The sequence below is a fragment of the Mycobacterium sp. GA-1285 genome (assembly GCF_001499905.1).
In the GTDB taxonomy this organism is placed as follows: domain Bacteria; phylum Actinomycetota; class Actinomycetes; order Mycobacteriales; family Mycobacteriaceae; genus Mycobacterium.
In genome coordinates, this window is the sequence record NZ_LQIS01000001.1 from 242,185 (window position 1) to 261,914 (window position 19,730).

Below are 19,730 nucleotides of genomic sequence, written 5' to 3' on the forward strand. Positions count from 1 at the left end.
CTCATCTCTCGACATTCCACGGATCGGTGCGCACGTCCGACACCCGCACGGGCAGCGCTGCACCGAAGTGGGTTTGCAGCAGGTCGGCGGCTTGGCGACACCACGGGTATTCACTGGCCCAGTGCGCAACGTCCACGAGCGCGACCCCCGACGCTCGCCTGTGTTCGTCGGCGGGGTGATGCCGCAGGTCCGACGTGACGTACGCGTCGACGCCCGTGCCGGCGACGAGGCCGAGCAGGGAGTCACCCGCACCACCGCACACCGCGACCCGCGACACCTCCGCGTCCGGGTCGCCGGAGGCGCGCACCCCCCACGACGTGGCGGGCAGCGCTTCGCGCACGCGAGACACGAACGCCGACAACGGTTCGGGACGATCCAGCACGCCGATGCGTCCCAGCCCGGCATCGCCCGGAATCGGCGCCAGCGCGAAGACGTCGAAGGCCGGTTCCTCGTAGGGATGCGCGCCCCGCATCGCGGCCAGCACGTGGCCGCGCAACCGCGCGGGTGCGATGACCTCCACCCGGTCCTCGGGGACGCGTTCGACCGATCCGACGCTGCCGATGGCCGGGGACGCGCCGTCGTGCGGGAGGAACTGCCCGGTTCCGGTGGTGGTCCAGCAGCAGTGCGAGTAGTCGCCGATGCGCCCGGCACCCGCGGCGAACATGGCTTCCCGCAGCGCCTGCGAGTTCTCCGCGGGCACGAAGACGACCCACTTGTCCAGGTCGGGTTCCGCGCTCGCAGGGGCGAGTACCTCCTCGACGGTCAGTCCGAGCGCTTCGGCGAGCGCGTCGGAGACACCCGGCGAGGCCGAGTCCGCGTTGGTGTGCGCGGTGAACAACGCCCGGTCGCTGCGGATCAGCCGATGGATCAGGGCGCCCTTGGCGGTGCTGGCGGCCACGGTGTCGACGCCGCGCAGCAGCAGCGGATGGTGAGCCAGCAGCAAGCCGCGATCGGGTACCTCGGCGACGACCTCGGCGGTGGCGTCGACAGCCACCGTGACCGTCTCGACGGTCTCCGAAGGGTCCCCGCACACCAGACCGACCGAATCCCAGTCCTGCGCCAGGTCCGGCGGGTATGCCGCCTCCAGCACGTCGATGATGTCGGCCAGTCGAGCGCTCACCGCAGCACCTCGGTCATCGCCTCGACCAGCACGGGCCACTCCGGGCGTACCGCCGCGCGCAGGAACTGACCCTCGAGCCCGATGAACGTGTCGCAGCGACGCACGGCAATACCTTTGCGGTTCAGGTGTTTTCGCATCAGTTCGGCATCCGGAACGGCGAACAGGACGAAGGGGGCCGAACCGGTGACGACATGCACGCCGATGCTAGTCAACGCGGCCACCATCTCTGCGCGCACCTCCGTCAGCCGCCGGGCGGCGCGGTCGGCTTCGGCCACCGCCGTGGGCGCGCTGCACGCGGCGATCGCCTCCAGTTGCAGCGTCCCGAGCGGCCAGTGCGGACGCCGTGCCGTCAGCCGCGCCAGGACGTCGGGCGCGCCGAGGGCGTAGCCGACGCGCAGGCCCGCCAGCGCCCACGCCTTGGTCAGGCTGCGCAGAACCACGACGTCGGGTAGGGCTTCGGTGGCCAGCGATGCGGGCTCGCCGGGAATCGCATCGGCGAACGCTTCATCCACCACCACCAGACGGCCCGGCCTGCGGAGGGCGAGCACCTGCTCGCGGGTGTGCAGCACGCCGGTCGGATTGGTCGGGTTGCCGACGACGACGAGGTCCGCGTCCTCGGGCACCGCGTCGGCGGTCAGGGTGTACGGCGCTTCCAGCACCACGTGCACGAAGGGCACCCCGGCCGCGGTCAGTGCCGCCTCCGGTTCGGTGAACGACGGCGCGATCAGGGCGGCGCGTCGTGGCTGCAGGTCGGCCAGCCGCGCGAAACCCTCGGCCGCCCCGGCCAGCAGCACGACCTCGTCGACGGCGCGGTGGTGCCTGCGGGCGACCGCGTCGAGCGCTCGCTGCGTATCGGCCGCACTCGGATACCGGGCGAGTTCGGTCAAGCGGGCCGCGAGTCGGTCGACCAGCCAGGACGGTGGCGCGTCGGCGCGGACATTGACGGCGAAGTCCAGCATCCCCGGGACCACGGCCTGGTCGCCGTGGAAACGCGCGGTCTCGCGCAGCGGACTCACCACATCACGACCCTAGTGCGCTGCCTGGGGTGGTTCTGCGATCGGGGAGAATGGGGTCGTGACCGACATGCTGGCCCCCACGTCCACGGCGACCCGCCCCCAACTGGTGATCTTCGATCTCGACGGCACCCTGACCGACTCCGCGCAGGGCATTGTCTCGAGTTTCCGCCATGCCCTGGGATCGGTCGGCGCCGCGGTGCCCGATGGAGACCTCGAAGGCATGATCATCGGCCCGCCGATGCATCACACCCTGCAGGGCCTCGGGCTCGGTTACCGGACCGACGAAGCGATCGAGGCATACCGGGCGGATTACCGGACCCGAGGGTGGGCGATGAACCGGGTCTTCGACGGCATCCCCGCGCTGCTGGCCGATCTGCGCGCGTCCGGCGTGCGCCTGGCCGTGGCCACCTCGAAGGCCGAGCCGACCGCGCAGCGGATCCTCGCCCACTTCGGTCTGGCCGACTGCTTCGAGGTCATCGCCGGCGCGAGCGTCGACGGCTCGCGCGCGAGCAAGGTCGACGTCGTCGCCCACGCGTTGGCCCAGCTGGACGACATCCCGGAGCGCGTCCTGATGGTCGGTGACCGATCCCACGACGTCGAAGGCGCCGCGGCGCACGGTATCGACACCGTGGTCGTCGGATGGGGCTACGGGAAGGACGATTTCGACGGGCCCGACGCCGCTGCCGCCGCCGCGCACGTCGCCTCGGTTGCGGACCTGCGCGAGGTGCTGGGTGTCTGAACCGCTACACGTGACGTTCATCTGCTCGGGCAACATCTGCCGGTCGCCCATGGCGGAGAAGATGTTCGCCCATCAGATCTCCGAGCGCGGGCTGGCCCACGCGGTCCGGGTGACCAGCGCCGGCACCGGCGGTTGGCATGCCGGCGAGCCCGCCGACCGCAGGGCCAGCCACGTGCTGCGCGAGCACGGGTATCCGACCGCGCACCGCGCCGCCCAGGTCGGCGAGGATCACATGTCGGCCGACCTTGTGATCGCGCTCGGCCGCAACCATGTGCGGATGCTCAAGGAGTTGGGCGTGCCCGCCGAGCGGATCCGGATGCTGCGGTCTTTCGACCCGCGCTCGGGCGCCCATCCGCTGGACGTCGAGGACCCCTACTACGGCGACCACGCCGACTTCGAGGACGTGTTCGCGGTGATCGAAGCGTCGCTGCCAGGTCTGCACCAATGGGTCGACGAGCAGCTCGCCGGCCGGGGGATCGCCAGCTGATGCGCCGGTGGTCCTTCCTGCTGCGGCCGTCATGGCTGGCGCTGTTCGTCGTGGTCGCCGCTTTCGCGTATCTGTGTTTCACCGTGCTGGCGCCGTGGCAGCTGGGCAAGAACACCAAGACCTCACGGGAGAACGCGCAGATCGCGCACTCTTTGACCGCCGAACCGGTCCCGGTGACCTCGCTTCTGCCGAAGCAGGATTCGGCGGCGCCGGACGACCAGTGGCGGCGGGTCACCGCGACCGGACGCTATCTACCGGAGGCTCAGGTGCTCGCACGGCTGCGGATGGTCGAAGGCGAACCCGCGTTCGAGGTGCTCGTTCCGTTCGTCGTGGACGGCGGCCCGACCGTGCTCGTCGATCGCGGCTGTGTCCGGCCGGTACAGGCTTCGGGCGTGCCGGAGATCCCACCGGTGCCCGACGGCACGGTGACGATCGCCGCGCGCTTACGCGACTCCGAGGGGTTGGCGCAAGGGAAAGAGCCGTTCCGGCAGGACGGCATCCAGCACGTGTACTCGATAAACACCGCGCAGATCTCGGCGATCACCGGCGTCCCGCTGGCCGGTTCCTATCTGCAGCTGGAGGCCGATCAGCCGGGCGGACTGGGGGCGATCCCGCTGCCGCATCTCGACGCAGGACCGTTCCTGTCCTACGGCATTCAGTGGATTGCGTTCGGCATCATCGCACCGATCGGTCTGGGCTACTTCATCTTTGCCGAGCTGCGTCAGCGCAGGCGGGAGAAGGCGGCCGAGGAGGCCGCGCAGGCGCGTCCCGACACTCCGCTCACGACGCAGGAGAAGCTCGCCGACCGCTACGGCCGACGGCACTGAGCGCGACCGCCACCCCGGCGGCGGCCAGCTGGACGGCCCGCGACAGCCGCACAGCCCGACGGAGGTCGGCCACCTGCGGCGGCGGCCCGTCGCCGAGCGTCGGCCGGATCTCCAGCTCGTGCGCGTACTGCGTGGGCCCGCCGAGTCGCACCCCCAGCGCGCCCGCGAAGGCGGCCTCCACCACGCCGGCGTTGGGACTTGGGTGGCGGCCTGCGTCGCGCTTCCACGCGCGCAGCGCCGTGACGGGAGAGCCGCCGACCACGGGAGCGCATGCGGCTACCAGCACCGCGGTCGCGCGGGCGGCGAGATGATTCGCCAGATCGTCGAAACGCGCTGCGGCCCAACCGAACCGCGAATAGCGTGGCGAGCGGTGGCCGATCATCGCGTCCAGTGTGTTGGCACCGCGATACACCAGCACTGCAGGGACACCTCCGAGGGCTGCCCACAGCAGCGGCGCCACGTGGGCGTCGGAGGTGTTCTCCGCGACCGACTCCAACGCCGCCCGGGCCAGGCCGGCATCGTCGAGCACCGCGGGATCGCGCCCACACAGTGACGGGAGGAGCCGACGGGCCGCGTCGAGGTCGCCGCTGTCCAGGTGGTGTGCCATCCGGTCGCCGGTGCGCGCCAGGGAGGTCCCGCCCAGCGCGACGAACACCGTGGTCGCCGTGGTGACCGTGGCCGCAAGGGCGCCCCGGCGCAACGACGTTCGTTCCACTGCGGTCCCCAATAGTGCGAGCGCGCCCAGCAGGGTTGCGGTGTGCATGAAGCCCACCGTGCGGGAGTCCGCGTAGCTGCGACGCTCCAAAGCCGCTGCCGTGCTACCGAAGAGCGCCACGGGATGTCCGCGCCGAGGGTCGGCGAACAACCAATCCGCGCCACAACCGGCCGCGATCCCCGCCACCCGCGAGCCTGAAGTCGGCGCAAACACTTCGCGAGCGTCTCACAAGGTGATTCACTCGAACGCATGAGGTTCGGGCCGCCGCGGCACCCGACGCGCGTCGTCGATCTGCTCAATCCCGCCGCCCTGCTCGCGCCGGCGGCCAACGTGATCATGCAGTTGGCGTCGCCGGGGGTGGGCTACGGGGTGCTGGAGAGCCCGGTCGACAGCGGCAACGTCTACAAGCACCCGTTCAAACGGGCACGCACCACCGGCACCTATCTCGCGGCGGCGACCATGGGCTCCGAGTGCGACCGCAAGTTGATCCGCGAGGAGGTCGACCGCGTGCACGCGCTGGTGCGGTCGACCCCGTCAAGTCCGTTGTCCTACAAGGCGTTTGATTCCCGGTTGCAGCTGTGGGTGGCCGCCTGCCTGTACCGCTACTACGTCGACCAGCACGAGTTCCTGTACGGACCGCTCGACGACGAGGCCGCCGATGCGATCTACCTCGACGCCAGGAAGCTGGGCACCACGCTGCAGGTGCGCGAGGACATGTGGCCACCGGATCGCGCCGCGTTCGACGAGTACTGGAAACGCTCACTGGACGAACTGCGCATCGACGAACCGGTGCGCGAACACCTGCACGGGGTGGCCGCAATGGCATTCCTGCCCGCTCCGCTGCGGCTGTTCGCGGGCCGGTTCAACCTGTTCGCGACGACGGGGTTTCTGCCCCACGAGTTCCGTGAGCACATGCAGCTGTCGTGGTCGGGAGGCCAGCAGCGCAGGTTCGAGGCGCTGCTGACGACACTGCGCGTCGTCGACCGCATCGTGCCGCGCGACGTCTGGCTTCTCGGCTACCGGCTTTACCTGTGGGATATGCGGGCCCGGGCGCGCCGAGGCAGGCGAGTCGTGTGAGTGGGCGCGGACGGTATCGAACCGCCGACCGCTGGTGTGTAAAACCAGAGCTCTACCACTGAGCTACGCGCCCCTGCAGGGCAAGCTACACGGCCATGACCTGCGACGAGAAATCCATCAGCCGTTGCGCAGCGCCGCCAGCGCGTCGGTCCACAGCGCCTGATCGCGGGCCTCCCCCGGCTCCTTCATCTCGGCGAACCGGACGATCCCGCTGCGGTCGACGACGAACGTGCCGCGGTTGGCGATACCCGCGGCCTGGTTGAACACCCCGTAGGCCATCGCGACCTCTCCGTGCGGCCAGAAATCCGACAGCACGGGAAACGTGAAGCCGCTCTGCGTCGCCCAGATCTTGTGCGTCGGCGGCGGACCCACCGAGATCGCCAGCGTGGCGGTGTCTTCGTTCTCGTACTCGGGCAGCCGGTCGCGGATCTCGTCGAGCTCACCCTGGCAGATGCCCGTGAACGCCAGCGGGAAGAACACCAGCAGGACGTTCTTGGAGCCCCGGTAACTGCTCAGCGTGACGGGCTGACCGTTCTGGTCCTTGAGCGTGAAATCGGGCGCCTCTGCACCGACCTCGATCACGCGCGCCTCCCCGCTGCCTTCGACTTCGGCTGCACCAGCCGGGTGCCGATCCAGTCGCCGAGGTTGGCCGACGACGTCTGCATCAGCCCGGCGGTGGGCGCCGACTCGGCGATCTCGGCCGGCTGGACGTGCCCGGGTTTGCCGGTCTTGGGCGTGACGACCCAGATGACGCCGTCGTCGGCGAGCGGGGTGATGGCGTCCATCAGCGCATCCACGAGGTCCCCGTCGTCGTCTCGCCACCACAGCAGCACCACGTCGATGACCTCGTCGGCATCCTCGTCGAGCAGCTCACCACCGCACGCTTCCTCGATGTCGGCTCGGATGTCGTCGTCGACGTCCTCGTCCCAGCCCAGTTCCTGTACAACCTGATCTTTTTGGATGCCCAGTCTGCGGGCGTAGTTCGGGGCGTCATCCGCCGCGACCACGGTCGGTCCTCCTTCAGCCGGCTCGGGCGCACGTTGCGCTCGGCATCTCCTAGGCGATTGCCTTGCGCCCTATCGTCGCACGAAGCAGTGCACCCGCACGTGACCGGCAGCAAGGTTGGTCAAATATCCGCTCGGTCAGTACGCGGCATCGCAGAGGTTGAGCGCGGTGGTCTTGGTGTCGTTGAGCCGGGTGATCGCGGCGTTGAACTCGTCGGGCCCGTAGTTGCCGGCGATTGCGGTGGCCACGTCCCTGGCGGCGCCGACCCAACCGTTGAGCGCGTCCCTGAGCTCAGGGCCCAAGGGGTCGGCGATGCTGCGCGCGACCATGTCGGCGCTGTGGTTCAGGGCGTCGATCGCGGGCCTGGCTTTGGCGGGCACGTCGCTGCCGCTCCGGTTGAACGCATCGACGTAGTCGTTGACGGCGGTGATCGCGTCGACGCTGGTGGAACTCAACGTCTCGCACGACGAGTGGATCGCCTCCCGGGTGATCGAGGCCTGCCGTGTCGACTCCCTGGCGCTGGAACTGGCCGCCGACTCCGCCAGGGACGCCGACACCGACGCCCGGTACACCGGCGCCTCGCTCGCGTCGACCTGTGCGGAACCCCCGGTGACGCTGCTACAACCGACGACGACCATGGCGGCGGCGGCCGATATGCCGACCACGAATGCGCCGATCCGCAGCGGTTTCTGCACCAGCGCACCGATGACCACGGCTGCAGACGTTACCGGTTCGGTGCGGCGATCGCCGGTTCATTCCAGTCGGCGACCCCACTGGTGCGTGTTGGGGCAGGATGGGAGAAGGATGTGACCCGTCGCTCACGGTTCGAGCGCAGAAAACATCTGCGCGAGGAGCGTGGGCACCCGAACCGCCTACCAAGGAGCGGAAGTTGACCACCGAGTTCGCGCGCCAGGACCTGGCCCAAAACTCCACCACCGCAGCTGAACACGACCGGGTCAGGGTGATCCGGGAAGGTGTCGCGTCGTACCTGCCCGACATCGATCCCGAAGAGACCGGCGAATGGCTGGAATCGTTCGACCAGCTGCTCGAACAGTCCGGCTCCGCGCGGGCACGCTATCTGCTGTTGCGGCTGCTGGAACGTGCCGGCGAACAACGCGTGGCCATCCCGTCGTTGACGTCGACGGACTACGTCAACACCATCCCCACCGAGCTGGAGCCGTGGTTCCCCGGCGACGAGGACGTCGAACGCCGCTACCGCACCTGGATCCGGTGGAACGCCGCGATCATGGTGCACCGCGCACAGCGCCCGGGAGTCGGTGTGGGAGGCCACATTTCGACCTACGCGTCGTCGGCCGCCCTCTACGAGGTGGGCTTCAACCACTTCTTCCGGGGAAAGTCGCACCCCGGCGGCGGCGACCATGTGTTCATCCAAGGGCACGCCTCGCCGGGGATCTACGCCCGCGCGTACCTGGAAGGCCGCCTGACCGCAGACCAACTCGACGGGTTCCGCCAGGAACACAGTCACCCCGGCGGCGGGTTGCCGTCGTACCCGCATCCGCGGCTGATGCCCGACTTCTGGGAGTTCCCGACGGTCTCCATGGGGCTTGGCCCGATGAACGCCATCTATCAAGCCCGGTTCAACCACTACCTGCATGACCGGGACATCAAGGACACGTCCGATCAGCACGTGTGGGCGTTCCTCGGCGACGGAGAGATGGACGAACCCGAAAGCCGCGGCCTGGCGCACGTCGCCGCGCTGGAAGGCCTGGACAACCTCACCTTCGTGGTCAACTGCAACCTGCAGCGCCTCGACGGGCCGGTGCGCGGCAACGGCAAGATCATCCAGGAACTCGAGTCGTTCTTCCGCGGGGCCGGCTGGAACGTCATCAAGGTGGTGTGGGGCCGCGAATGGGATGCGCTGCTGCATGCCGACCGCGACGGCGCACTGGTCAACCTGATGAACAGCACGCCCGACGGCGACTACCAGACCTACAAGGCGAACGACGGCGCCTACGTGCGCGACCACTTCTTCGGCCGCGATCCCCGCACCAAGGCGCTCGTCGATAAGATGTCGGACTCCGAGATCTGGAACCTCAAACGCGGCGGCCACGACTACCGCAAGGTCTACGCCGCTTACCGTGCCGCCATGGAGCACAAGGGCCAGCCGACGGTCATCCTGGCCAAGACCATCAAGGGATACTCGTTGGGCGCTCACTTCCAGGGCCGCAATGCCACCCATCAGATGAAAAAGCTTGCGCTCGAAGACCTCAAGTACTTCCGCGACGCGCAGCGTATCCCGATCAGCGACGCGCAACTCGAGGAGAACCCGTACCTTCCGCCGTACTACCACCCCGGGCCGGAGGCTCCCGAGATCCGCTACATGATCGACCGCAGGCGCGCGCTCGGTGGGTTCCTGCCCGAGCGTCGCACCAAGACCAAGTCGCTCACGCTGCCCGGCCGCGACACCTATAAAGCGCTGAAGAAAGGGTCCGGTAAGCAGGAGGTGGCCACCACGATGGCCACAGTCCGTACGTTCAAGGAACTGTTGCGCGACAAGGAAATCGGCTGGCGCATCGTGCCGATCATCCCCGACGAGGCGCGCACGTTCGGCATGGACTCGTGGTTCCCGAACCTCAAGATCTACAACCGCAACGGTCAGCTTTACACGTCGGTCGACGCCGAACTGATGTTGGCCTACAAGGAATCCGAGGTCGGCCAGATCCTGCACGAGGGGATCAACGAGGCCGGGTCCTCGGCCAGTTTCATCGCGGCGGGCACGTCCTACTCGACGCACAACGAGCCGATGATTCCGGTCTACATCTTCTATTCGATGTTCGGCTTCCAGCGCACGGGCGACAACCTGTGGGCGGCCGCCGACCAGATGACGCGCGGCTTCCTTCTGGGCGCCACGGCCGGACGCACCACGCTGGTCGGCGAAGGTCTGCAGCACGCCGACGGGCACTCGCTGCTGCTGGCCGCGTCCAATCCCGCGGTGGTCGCCTACGATCCGGCGTTCGCCTACGAGATCGCCTACATCATCGAGAGCGGTCTGAGCCGGATGTACGGCGAGAACCCCGAGAACGTCTACTTCTATATGACGATCTACAACGAGCCGTACGTCCAGCCGCCGGAACCGGACGGTCTCGACGTCGAGGGCCTGCTGCGGGGTATCTACCGCTACCGGCCCGCGCCCGAGAAGCGGTCCAACAACGCGCAGATCCTGGTGTCGGGTGTGGCGATGCCGTCGGCTCTCAAGGCCGCCGAGATGCTCGCCGACGAATGGGATGTCGCCGCCGACGTGTGGTCGGTGACCAGCTGGGGTGAGCTCAACCGCGACGGTGTCGAGATCGAGAAGCAGCGGCTGCGCCATCCGGACCAGCCGGCGGGCACGCCGTACATCACCAAAACGCTTACGGATGCCGCAGGTCCGGTCATCGCGGTGTCGGACTGGATGCGCGCCGTTCCCGAGCAGATCCGGGCGTGGGTCCCCGGCACCTACATCACGCTGGGCACCGACGGGTTCGGCTTCTCTGACACCCGACCCGCCGCGCGGCGCTACTACAACACCGACGCCGAGTCGATCGCGGTCGCCGTGCTCGAGGGTCTGGCGCGCGACGGCAACATCGACCAGTCAGTCGCCGTCGAGGCGGCGAAGCGCTACGAGATCGACGACGTGCTGGCTGCCCCCGAGCAGACTTCGGATCCCGGAGTGGCCTGACGCGGGTCGGTCATGCCGCGAACGGCAGCCCGCGCTTGGAGGTTTCCTCTATAGCGGTGGCGTAGCCTTTAGAGGTGCCTGACAACAGGTTCGTGCCTCCGAAGTCGACGGTCGAGGTTCTCGAGGCCGTTCCCGATTCGGTGCTGCGCCGGTTGCAGCAGTATTCGGGCCAGCTGGCCACCGAAGCGGTGCGTGCGATGGAGGAACGCCTGCCGTTCTTCGCCGAACTCGAGGCGTCGCAACGAGCCAGCGTGCAACTGGTCGTGCAGACCGCGGTGGTCAACTTCGTCGAGTGGATGCGCGACCCGCAGAGCAACGTCAGCTACACCGCACAGGCCTTCGAGGTGGTGCCGCAGGACCTGCGTCGGCGCATCGCTCTGCGGCAGTCGGTGGAGATGGTGCGCGTCACCATGGAGTTCTTCGAAGAGGTGGTTCCACTACTGGCCCGATCCGAGGAGCAGCTGACCGCGCTGACCGCAGGCATCCTGCGCTACAGCCGCGACCTCGCGTTCGCCGCGGCGAGCGCCTACGCCGACCAGGCCGAGGCGCGCGGCGCGTGGGACACCCGAATGGAGGCCAACGTCGTCGACGCGGTGGTGCGCGGCGACGTCGGCCCGGAGCTGCAGTCCCAGGCCGCGGCGCTGAACTGGGACGCCACCGCACCGGCGACCGTCATCGTCGGGCTTCCTCGGCCCGACCGGATCGATCTTGCCAGCGACGACGTCCACGACGTCGTGCGGCGCAACGGCCGGGCTGCGCTGTCTGACGTGCACGGGACCTGGTTGGTCGCGATCGTCTCGGGTGCACTGGCCCCGACCGACAGGTTCCTCGCCGACATGATGTCGGTGTTCGCCGATGGTCCCGTCGTAGTAGGCCCCACCGCAACCACGCTGGCGAGCGCGCACCGAAGCGCGACCGAGGCCATCGCCGGCATGAACGCCGTTGCGGGCTGGTCGGGCGCGCCGCGGCCGGTGTCGGCGCGCGAACTACTCCCCGAACGCGCACTGCTGGGCGATGTGTCGGCGATCGCGGCGCTGGAGACCGAGGTGATGCGGCCACTGGCCGACGCGGGCCCGGCGTTGACCGAGACCTTGGACGCATACCTCGACTCCGGCGGCGCGATCGAGGCCTGTGCACGCAAATTGTTCGTTCATCCAAATACCGTCCGGTACCGCCTGAGACGAATCGCCGACTTCACCGGGCGCGACCCCACGCTGCCGCGCGACGCCTATGTGCTGCGGGTGGCCGTCACCGTCGGCCGACTGGGCCGTCACCCATACCAAACGAGCACAGTAAACATTATCGATCCGGCCCGGTCGGCGCTGCGACCAGCAGCGCTCAACTCCCAGCTCGACAGGGCGTAGATCGCGGGCAGATTTCAGTAGAGTCGCATCACAGACGATTTTGTGGGGTCTCCACAAAAACCTAAGACGAGGTTCATAATCTCTTACACCGCGCGAACCCGTCTTCACAGTGTTCTCTTAATGTGTGCCTCGTAATGATGTGCCTCGTAATGATGTGCCTCGTAATGATGTGTCTCATGAAGCCGTGCTTGCGCTTCTCGCCCCCGGACAGGGCTCCCAGACACCGGGCATGCTCACCGCATGGCTGGAGCTGCCCGGCGCCGCCGAGCGGCTCGCCGGATGGTCCGAGATCAGCGGGCTGGATCTGACTCAGCTGGGCACCACCGCTTCCGCAGAGGAGATCACCGACACCGCGGTGACCCAGCCGCTCGTCGTCGCGGCCACGCTGCTGGCCCATGAGGAACTGACTCGGCGCGGCCTGATCGCCGACAAGACGACCGTGGTCGCTGGCCATTCCGTCGGTGAGATCGCGGCCTACGCGATCGCCGGAGTGATCTCCGCCGACGATGCCGTCAAGCTGGCGGCCACCCGCGGCGCCGAGATGGCCAAGGCGTGCGCGGTCGAGCCCACCGGCATGGCCGCCGTGCTCGGCGGCGAGGAAGCCGATGTGCTCGCCCGCCTCGAGGCGCTCGACCTGGTCCCGGCCAACCGCAACGCGGCGGGACAGATCGTCGCCGCCGGTGCGATCGCCGCACTGGACAAGCTGGTCGAGGACCCCCCGGAGAAGGCGCGGGTGCGCAAGCTGGCGACCGCCGGCGCCTTCCACACCCACTACATGGAATCGGCCCTCGACGGTTACGCCGCCGCGGCCGAGGGTGTAACGAGCGCCGAGCCGAACACGACGCTACTGTCGAACGCGGACGGCCAGCCGGTGGATTCGGCTGCCGACGCCATGAGCAAGCTGGTTGCCCAGATGACGCGCCCGGTGCGCTGGGATCTGTGCACCGAGACGATGCGCCGGCTCGATGTGACCGCGATCGTCGAGTTCCCGCCCGCCGGGACGCTCGCGGGCATTGCGAAGAGAGAACTTCGGGGGGTGCCGACGCACGCCGTCAAGTCCCCCGCTGACCTGGACGGGCTCGCCGAACTCGCATAAGCAGCCTGAGCCAGACACAACCACATAACGATCGTCATTCCCATCAAGTAACACCACTGAATAGAAGGAGCCACCGTGCCCGCCAGTCAGGATGAAATCATCGCCGGTCTCGCCGAGATCATCGAAGAGGTGACCGGTATCGAGCCTTCCGAGGTCACCCCCGAGAAGAGCTTCGTCGACGACCTGGACATCGACTCGCTGTCGATGGTCGAGATCGCCGTGCAGACCGAGGACAAGTACGGCGTGAAGATCCCCGACGAGGACCTTGCCGGTCTTCGCACCGTCGGTGACGTCGTCACCTACATCCAGAAGCTCGAGGAAGAGAACCCCGAAGCGGCAGCGGCCATCCGCGCGCAGATCGAAGCCGATCGGGCATGAGTAGACCTTCCACTGCTAACGGCGGTTTCCCCAACGTCGTCGTGACCGCCGTCACGGCGACCACGTCGATCGCGGCGGACATCGAGAGCACGTGGAAGGGGCTGCTGGCCGGCGAAAGCGGCATCCGCGTCCTCGAGGACGAGTTCGTCACCAAGTGGGACCTGCCGGTCCGCATCGGTGGTCACCTCGTCGACGCAATCGACGACCACATGACGCGACTGGACATGCGACGGATGTCGTATGTCCAGCGCATGGCCAAGTATCTGTCTGGCCAGCTCTGGGAGACCGCGGGCACGCCCGAGGTGGATCCGGATCGCTTCGCCGTGGTCGTCGGCACCGGTCTGGGTGGCGGCGAGAAGATCGTCGAGACCTACGACGCTATGAACGAAGGCGGCCCCCGCAAGGTGTCGCCACTCGCGGTGCAGATGATCATGCCGAACGGTGCGGCCGCGGTGATCGGTCTGCAGCTGGGCGCGAGGGCCGGGGTCATCACCCCGGTCTCGGCCTGCTCATCGGGTTCGGAGGCCATCGCCCACGGTTGGCGTCAGATCGTCATGGGTGACGCCGACATCGCGGTCGTGGGCGGCGTCGAGGGCGGAATCGAAGCGCTGCCGATCGCGGCGTTCTCGATGATGCGCGCGATGTCGACCAACAACGAGGATCCCGAGGGTGCCTCGCGGCCGTTCGACAAGAACCGCGACGGGTTCGTCTTCGGCGAGGCCGGAGCGCTCATGGTCATCGAGACCGAGGAGCACGCCAAGGCACGCGGCGCCCAGCCGCTGGCCCGTCTGATGGGTGCGGGCATCACGTCCGATGCCTTCCACATGGTGGCGCCTGCGTCCGACGGTCTTCGCGCCGGCCAGGCGATGAAGCGTGCGATGGAGACTGCGGGCCTGGAGCCCAAGGACATCCAGCACGTCAACGCCCACGCCACGGCCACGTCCATCGGTGACGTCGCCGAGGCCAACGCGATCCGGTCGGCCGGGGTGGAGCATGCGGCGGTCTACGCGCCGAAGTCGGCACTGGGCCACTCCATCGGAGCGGTCGGGGCGCTGGAATCGGCTCTGACCGTCCTCTCGCTGCGTGACGGCGTCATCCCGCCGACACTGAACTACGAGACGCCCGATCCTGAAATCGATCTCGATGTCGTTGCAGGCGAGCCTCGTTACGGCGACTACCAGTACGCCATCAACAACTCGTTCGGCTTCGGCGGACACAATGTCGCCCTGGCCTTCGGGCGCTACTGAGCGGAAGGAAGTCCTCAGCAGTAATGGCAGGGTCAGCCTCACTTTCCACGGGGGACGGTTTCCCCAACGTCGTCGTCACGGGCATCGCCATGACGACAGCCCTGGCCACCAGCGCGGACGACACGTGGAAGAAGCTGCTGGACGGCCAGAGCGGAATCCGCAAGCTCGAAGATCCGTTCGTCGAGGAGTATGACCTGCCGGTTCGTATCGGCGGGCATCTCCTCGAGGACTTCGACCACGAGTTGACACGCGTGGAACTGCGTCGGCTGTCGTATCTGCAGAAGATGTCAACGGTTCTGAGCCGGCGGGCCTGGGAGAGCGCGGGCACACCCGAGGTGGACCCCAAACGGCTGATGGTGTCGATCGGAACCGGCATGGGTTCGACCGAGGAGTTGGTGTTCAGCTACGACAACATGCGCTCCAAGGGTCTGAAGGCGGTTTCGCCACTGGCCGTGCAGATGTACATGCCCAATGCCGCTGCTGCCGCTGTGGGATTGGAGCGGAAGGCGCGCGCCGGGGTGGTCACTCCGGTGTCGGCCTGCGCATCGGGTTCGGAGGGCATCGCGCACGCCTGGCGCAACATCGTGCTCGGTGAGGCCGACGTCGCGATCTGCGGCGGGGTGGAGACCAAGATCGAGGCGGTGCCGATCGCAGGCTTCGCCCAGATGCGAATCGTCTTGTCCACCACCAACGATGATCCTGCGGGCGCATGCCGCCCGTTCGACAAGGACCGGAACGGGTTCGTGTTCGGCGAAGGAGGTGCGCTGATGATCATCGAGACCGAAGAGCACGCCAAGGCCCGCGGCGCGAACATCCTGGCGCGGATCATGGGGGCCAGCATCACCTCCGACGGCTACCACATCGTGGCGCCGGACCCGAACGGCGAGCAAGCCGGTCACGCGATGACGCGCGCCATTCAGCTCGCCGGGCTGTCGCCCACCGACATCGACCACGTCAACGCGCATGCCACCGGCACCAGCGTCGGCGACGTGGCCGAGGGCAAGGCGATCAACAACGCGATGGGCAGCCACAAGCCCGCGGTGTACGCACCCAAGGCGGCGCTCGGCCACTCGGTCGGCGCGGTCGGTGCCGTGGAGTCCATCCTGACCGTTATGGCGTTGCGCGAGGGCATTATTCCGCCGACGCTGAACTTGCGGAACCTCGATCCGGACATCGATCTGGACGTGGTCGCCGGCGAACCGCGGTCGGGCAATTACCAGTACGCGATCAACAACTCGTTCGGATTCGGTGGGCACAACGTCGCGCTCGCTTTCGGGAAGTACTGACACTCCCCCGGAATCCCAGCGGCTACAGGAGGTATTGAATGACGACCTTGGCGCCCGAGACAGTCGGCGAATCGCTCGACCCTCGTGACCCCTTGCTGCGTCTGAGCACCTTCTTCGACGACGGCAGTGTCGAATTGCTGCACGAGCGCGACCGTTCGGGCGTCCTCGCGGCCGCCGGCACCGTCAACGGGTCGCGCACCATCGCGTTCTGCACGGACGGCACCGTCATGGGCGGCGCCATGGGCGTCGAAGGATGTGCGCATATCGTCGACGCCTACGACCAGGCCATCGAGGAGCAGAGCCCGATCGTGGGCATCTGGCACTCGGGGGGTGCGCGGCTCGCCGAGGGCGTCAAGGCGCTGCACGCGGTCGGCCTGGTGTTCGAGGCGATGATCCGGGCGTCCGGTTACATCCCGCAGATCTCCGTCGTCGTCGGTTTCGCCGCGGGCGGCGCGGCGTACGGGCCCGCCCTCACCGACGTGATCGTGATGGCACCCGAAAGCCGGGTGTTCGTCACCGGACCCGACGTCGTGCGCAGCGTCACCGGCGAGGACGTCGACATGGCGAGCCTGGGCGGTCCGGACACCCACCACAAGAAGTCCGGCGTGTGCCACATCGTCGCTGACGACGAGCTCGACGCATATGAGCGGGGCCGCCGGTTGGTTGGATTGTTCTGCCAGCAGGGACATTTCGACCGTGCCAAGGCCGAAGCGGGTGACACCGACCTGCACGCGCTGCTTCCGGAGTCGGCGCGGCGCGCATACGACGTGCATCCACTCGTCGAGGCGTTGTTGGACGAGGGTGTTCCGTTTGACGAGTTCCAGGCCAAGTGGGCCCCGTCGATCGTCATCGGTCTCGGCCGGTTGTCCGGGCGCTCCGTCGGCGTGATCGCCAACAACCCGCTGCGACTCGGCGGCTGCCTGAACTCCGAAAGTGCCGAGAAGGCGGCGCGATTCGTGCGTCTATGCGACGCGTTCGGGATTCCGATCATCAACGTCGTCGACGTTCCCGGTTACCTGCCCGGCGTGGATCAGGAGTGGGGCGGCGTCGTGCGGCGCGGAGCAAAGCTGCTGCACGCGTTCGGTGAGTGCTCGGTCCCGCGGGTCACGCTGGTGACGCGGAAGATCTACGGCGGCGCCTACATCGCGATGAACTCGCGCTCGCTGGGTGCGACGAAGGTCTACGCCTGGCCGGACGCCGAGGTCGCGGTCATGGGCGCCAAGGCCGCGGTCGGCATCCTGCACAAGAAGAAGTTGGCCGCCGTGGAGGATGCCGCCGAGCGCGATGCGCTGCACGAGCAGTTGGCCGTCGAACACGAGAAGATCGCGGGCGGAGTCGATTCCGCGATCGACATCGGCGTCGTCGACGAAAAGATCGACCCGGCGCACACCCGCAGCAAGCTGACGCAGGCGCTGGCGGAGGCCCCGGCACGCCGCGGCCGGCACAAGAACATCCCGCTGTAACCTTTCGGCGCTCGAACCTTCGGCGCCGAAACGGACGCTTCGGCGGTAATGCGCGCGTGGGACCGACCATTTCGTCGGTCTCGGCGGAAGCGGCGCGGCCGCTACCGTTTGCGCGCTGAGACCACGAACTCCTCGGCCGTCGCCACCACCCGCTCGCGGTCGGCTTCGACCAGCCCGATGCGCGTGCGACGGTCGACGATGTCATCGACGGTCAGCGCGCCCTCGTGGGTCACCGCGTACTCGAATTCCGCCCGCATGACGTCGATCCCGTCGGCGACGGGTTCGGTGGGCCGCTCGCACGCGGCGGCGGCGATGACGTTCGGCGCCTCGGCGCCGAAGCGGGCCACCAGCGAACCCGGCATCTCCGTCGGATAGCGCAGTGTGGCAACGGGATTCGATGGTGCCCCGACAAGCGGCAGATTGCGGGTGCGGCAGCGGGTCGCGGCCAGCCCGCGCCACTCGATCGCCCGGTCGAGCACGTCCTCGGCCATGAAGCGGTATTCGGTCAGCTTGCCGCCGATGACGCTGATGACGCCCGAGGGCGATTCGACGACCGCGTGTTCACGCGAGACGTCGGCGGTGCGGCCGGCACCGGTGTCGATGAGCGGGCGTAAGCCCGCGTAGGCGCCGATCACATCCGACGGGCTCAACGCGACGTCAAGGGCGGTGTTGACCGTGTCGAGCAGGAACCTGACCTCCTCGGGGGCGGGCTCCGGCACGTCGGGGATCGCGCCGGGCGCATCCTCGTCGGTCAGCCCCAGGTACACCCTGCCCAACTGCTCGGGCATGGCGAATACGAAGCGGTTGATCTCGCCGGGTATCGGAATGGTCAGTGCCGCAACCGGATTGCCGAAGGCTGCCGCGTCGAATACCAGATGTGTTCCCCGACTGGGCCGCAGCTTGATCGAGGGATCGACCTCGCCCGCCCACACTCCCGAGGCGTTGATCACGGCGCGAGCGGTGACGTCGAACGACTCGTCGGTGAGCTGATCGGTCAGCCGCACGGAGGTACCGGTGGCGTGCGAGGCCGCCACGCGCGTCAACACCCGGGCACTGTGCTGGGCCGCCGTCCGCGCCACTGCGGTGACCAGGCGGGCGTCGTCGATCAACTGACCGTCGTAGGCCAGGAACGCTCCGTCGAGACCGTCGCGCCGCACGGTTGGCGCCAGTTCGACGGCCCGGCGCACGTCGATCCGCCGCGAGCGGGGCAACACCGACGCCGGCGTGCCCGCCAGCTTGCGTAGCCCGTCGCCGGCGGCGAAGCCGAAGCGCACCAACATCCGTGACGCGGAGTTCATCGACGGAAGCAGCGGGACCAGCTGCGGCATCGCCGTGACCAGATGGGGCGCGTTGCGGGTCATCAGGATTCCCCGTTCGACCGCACTGCGCCGGGCGATGCCGACGTTGCCCGTCGCCAGGTACCGCAGGCCGCCGTGAACCAGCTTGGAGCTCCACCTGCTGGTGCCGAACGCCAGATCGTGCTTCTCGACCAATGCCACGCGCAGACCGCGGGTGGCGGCGTCCAGCGCGATGCCCGTTCCGGTGATGCCGCCGCCGATGACGATGACGTCGAGGCGCTCGCCGTCGGCCAGCGCCGCCAGTTCGGCGTTGCGGCGCGCGGAGTTCAGCGCCGTCGAGCCGGTCACGGTGCCAGGTACCCGTCGAGGGCGTGCGCCAACTCGGTGTCGAGCGCATCGGTGTCCAACAGCTTTTCGACCATCTGCGCGGACTGGATCGCCGACTGGGTGATCAGCAGGCACATCGCCGCCAGCTGACGCGCATCGCCGGCGCGCACGCTGCCGTCGTCCTGGGCGATCTTGATGGCGTGGGTCAACGCGTCGATGAGGATCATCTGACTCGTGCCGAGCCGGTTCGCGATGTAGACCATCGCGAATTCGGGCGCGTCCCGCAGCACCGACATGATGATTTCGTCGTTGCGCAAGTGCCGAGCCACGTCCAGGACCCGCTGCACCAGCGCTTTGCGGTCGGAACCGGTGTCGGGCACCTTGTCGAGCACACCGGCGATTCGCTCGGTCATCAGCGCCGCGAGCACGCCGTTCGTGTCAGACCACCTGCGGTAGATCGTCGGGCGGCTCATGCGCGCGCGACGGGCGATGTCGGTCAGGGTGACGCGCTTGACGCCGACCGCGAGCACGCAGGCCGCCGCGGCGTCGATGATGCGCTCCTCGACCGTCGACTCGTCGTTACGGATTGACGACATATGTAATACT

The 19,730-nt window shown here is 68.1% G+C and carries 19 protein-coding genes and 1 tRNA gene; 11 read left to right on the forward strand and 9 right to left on the reverse strand.

The genetic code is table 11. The features are described from left to right. Position 1: 1 nt before the first annotated feature. The gene (locus AU193_RS01150) at positions 2–1,120 is read right to left on the reverse strand and encodes a Nif3-like dinuclear metal center hexameric protein (protein WP_064420493.1); all 1,119 of its coding nucleotides are present in this window, start codon (positions 1,118–1,120) and stop codon (positions 2–4) included. Continuing rightward, positions 1,117–2,079, reverse strand: a complete 963-nt coding sequence (gene cobC, locus AU193_RS01155) for an Rv2231c family pyridoxal phosphate-dependent protein CobC (protein WP_253867541.1) — start codon at positions 2,077–2,079, stop codon at positions 1,117–1,119. The genes AU193_RS01150 and cobC overlap by 4 nt, the downstream gene beginning before the upstream one ends. Positions 2,080–2,203: 124 nt before the next feature. Here cobC and AU193_RS01160 point away from each other — a divergent pair, with 124 nt between their 5' ends. The 3 genes from AU193_RS01160 to AU193_RS01170 are packed head-to-tail and all read left to right on the forward strand — an operon-like array spanning position 2,204 to position 4,189. Further along, complete coding sequence (locus AU193_RS01160) at positions 2,204–2,875, forward strand: HAD-IA family hydrolase (RefSeq protein ID WP_064420643.1); 672 nt, start codon at positions 2,204–2,206, stop codon at positions 2,873–2,875. Continuing rightward, positions 2,868–3,362: a low molecular weight protein-tyrosine-phosphatase gene (locus AU193_RS01165; RefSeq protein WP_064420495.1), complete on the forward strand. Its 495-nt coding sequence runs from the start codon at positions 2,868–2,870 to the stop codon at positions 3,360–3,362. The genes AU193_RS01160 and AU193_RS01165 overlap by 8 nt, the downstream gene beginning before the upstream one ends. Beyond that, a complete protein-coding gene (locus AU193_RS01170; RefSeq protein WP_064420496.1) occupies positions 3,362–4,189 on the forward strand; it encodes an SURF1 family protein in 828 nt (275 codons plus the stop codon). Before AU193_RS01165 ends, AU193_RS01170 begins: the two co-directional genes overlap by 1 nt. Here the strand turns inward: AU193_RS01170 and AU193_RS01175 are convergent. Next, positions 4,143–5,117: a cobalamin biosynthesis protein gene (locus tag AU193_RS01175; RefSeq protein ID WP_064420497.1), complete on the reverse strand. Its 975-nt coding sequence runs from the start codon at positions 5,115–5,117 to the stop codon at positions 4,143–4,145. The genes AU193_RS01170 and AU193_RS01175 overlap by 47 nt on opposite strands. Before the next feature lie 36 nt (positions 5,118–5,153). Between AU193_RS01175 and AU193_RS01180 the strand changes: the two genes are divergently transcribed. After that, positions 5,154–5,981, forward strand: coding sequence for an oxygenase MpaB family protein (locus tag AU193_RS01180; RefSeq protein WP_064420498.1), 828 nt, complete (start codon positions 5,154–5,156; stop codon positions 5,979–5,981). Position 5,982: 1 nt separating this feature from the next. On the opposite strand, the gene AU193_RS01185 is transcribed toward AU193_RS01180, so the two are convergent. The 4 genes from AU193_RS01185 to AU193_RS01200 all read right to left on the reverse strand — a co-directional run bounded on the left by AU193_RS01185 (position 5,983) and on the right by AU193_RS01200 (position 7,699). Then, positions 5,983–6,054, reverse strand: a tRNA-Val gene (locus AU193_RS01185). Between the two features lie 44 nt (positions 6,055–6,098). Further along, complete coding sequence (locus AU193_RS01190) at positions 6,099–6,563, reverse strand: peroxiredoxin (protein ID WP_064420499.1); 465 nt, start codon at positions 6,561–6,563, stop codon at positions 6,099–6,101. Then, positions 6,560–6,988 carry a DUF3052 domain-containing protein gene (locus AU193_RS01195; protein ID WP_064420500.1) on the reverse strand — a complete coding sequence of 143 codons (429 nt, stop codon included), beginning with the start codon at positions 6,986–6,988 and terminating at the stop codon, positions 6,560–6,562. The genes AU193_RS01190 and AU193_RS01195 overlap by 4 nt, the downstream gene beginning before the upstream one ends. 135 nt (positions 6,989–7,123) lie before the next feature. Continuing rightward, complete coding sequence (locus tag AU193_RS01200; RefSeq protein ID WP_172798169.1) at positions 7,124–7,699, reverse strand: hypothetical protein; 576 nt, start codon at positions 7,697–7,699, stop codon at positions 7,124–7,126. Between the two features lie 176 nt (positions 7,700–7,875). Here AU193_RS01200 and aceE point away from each other — a divergent pair, with 176 nt between their 5' ends. The 7 genes from aceE to AU193_RS01235 all read left to right on the forward strand — a co-directional run bounded on the left by aceE (position 7,876) and on the right by AU193_RS01235 (position 17,499). Next, on the forward strand, positions 7,876–10,665 hold the full coding sequence (gene aceE, locus AU193_RS01205) for a pyruvate dehydrogenase (acetyl-transferring), homodimeric type (RefSeq protein WP_064420501.1): 2,790 nt from the start codon (positions 7,876–7,878) through the stop codon (positions 10,663–10,665). 74 nt (positions 10,666–10,739) lie between these two features. Beyond that, the gene (locus AU193_RS01210; RefSeq protein ID WP_064420502.1) at positions 10,740–12,029 is read left to right on the forward strand and encodes a CdaR family transcriptional regulator; all 1,290 of its coding nucleotides are present in this window, start codon (positions 10,740–10,742) and stop codon (positions 12,027–12,029) included. A 184-nt stretch (positions 12,030–12,213) separates the two neighbouring features. Further along, positions 12,214–13,125: an ACP S-malonyltransferase gene (locus tag AU193_RS01215; RefSeq protein ID WP_172798170.1), complete on the forward strand. Its 912-nt coding sequence runs from the start codon at positions 12,214–12,216 to the stop codon at positions 13,123–13,125. A 75-nt stretch (positions 13,126–13,200) separates the two neighbouring features. Next, positions 13,201–13,503: a meromycolate extension acyl carrier protein AcpM gene (gene acpM / locus AU193_RS01220; protein ID WP_064420504.1), complete on the forward strand. Its 303-nt coding sequence runs from the start codon at positions 13,201–13,203 to the stop codon at positions 13,501–13,503. Beyond that, positions 13,500–14,750, forward strand: a complete 1,251-nt coding sequence (gene kasA / locus AU193_RS01225) for a 3-oxoacyl-ACP synthase KasA (RefSeq protein ID WP_064420505.1) — start codon at positions 13,500–13,502, stop codon at positions 14,748–14,750. The genes acpM and kasA overlap by 4 nt, the downstream gene beginning before the upstream one ends. Before the next feature lie 23 nt (positions 14,751–14,773). After that, positions 14,774–16,036, forward strand: a complete 1,263-nt coding sequence (kasB, locus tag AU193_RS01230) for a 3-oxoacyl-ACP synthase KasB (RefSeq protein WP_064420506.1) — start codon at positions 14,774–14,776, stop codon at positions 16,034–16,036. Between the two features lie 38 nt (positions 16,037–16,074). Next, positions 16,075–17,499: an acyl-CoA carboxylase subunit beta gene (locus AU193_RS01235; protein WP_064420507.1), complete on the forward strand. Its 1,425-nt coding sequence runs from the start codon at positions 16,075–16,077 to the stop codon at positions 17,497–17,499. A 101-nt stretch (positions 17,500–17,600) separates the two neighbouring features. On the opposite strand, the gene AU193_RS01240 is transcribed toward AU193_RS01235, so the two are convergent. After that, positions 17,601–19,145 carry a glycerol-3-phosphate dehydrogenase/oxidase gene (locus AU193_RS01240; protein WP_064420508.1) on the reverse strand — a complete coding sequence of 515 codons (1,545 nt, stop codon included), beginning with the start codon at positions 19,143–19,145 and terminating at the stop codon, positions 17,601–17,603. Continuing rightward, complete coding sequence (locus tag AU193_RS01245; protein ID WP_064420509.1) at positions 19,142–19,720, reverse strand: TetR/AcrR family transcriptional regulator; 579 nt, start codon at positions 19,718–19,720, stop codon at positions 19,142–19,144. Before AU193_RS01245 ends, AU193_RS01240 begins: the two co-directional genes overlap by 4 nt. Between the last annotated feature and the right edge of the window lie 10 nt (positions 19,721–19,730).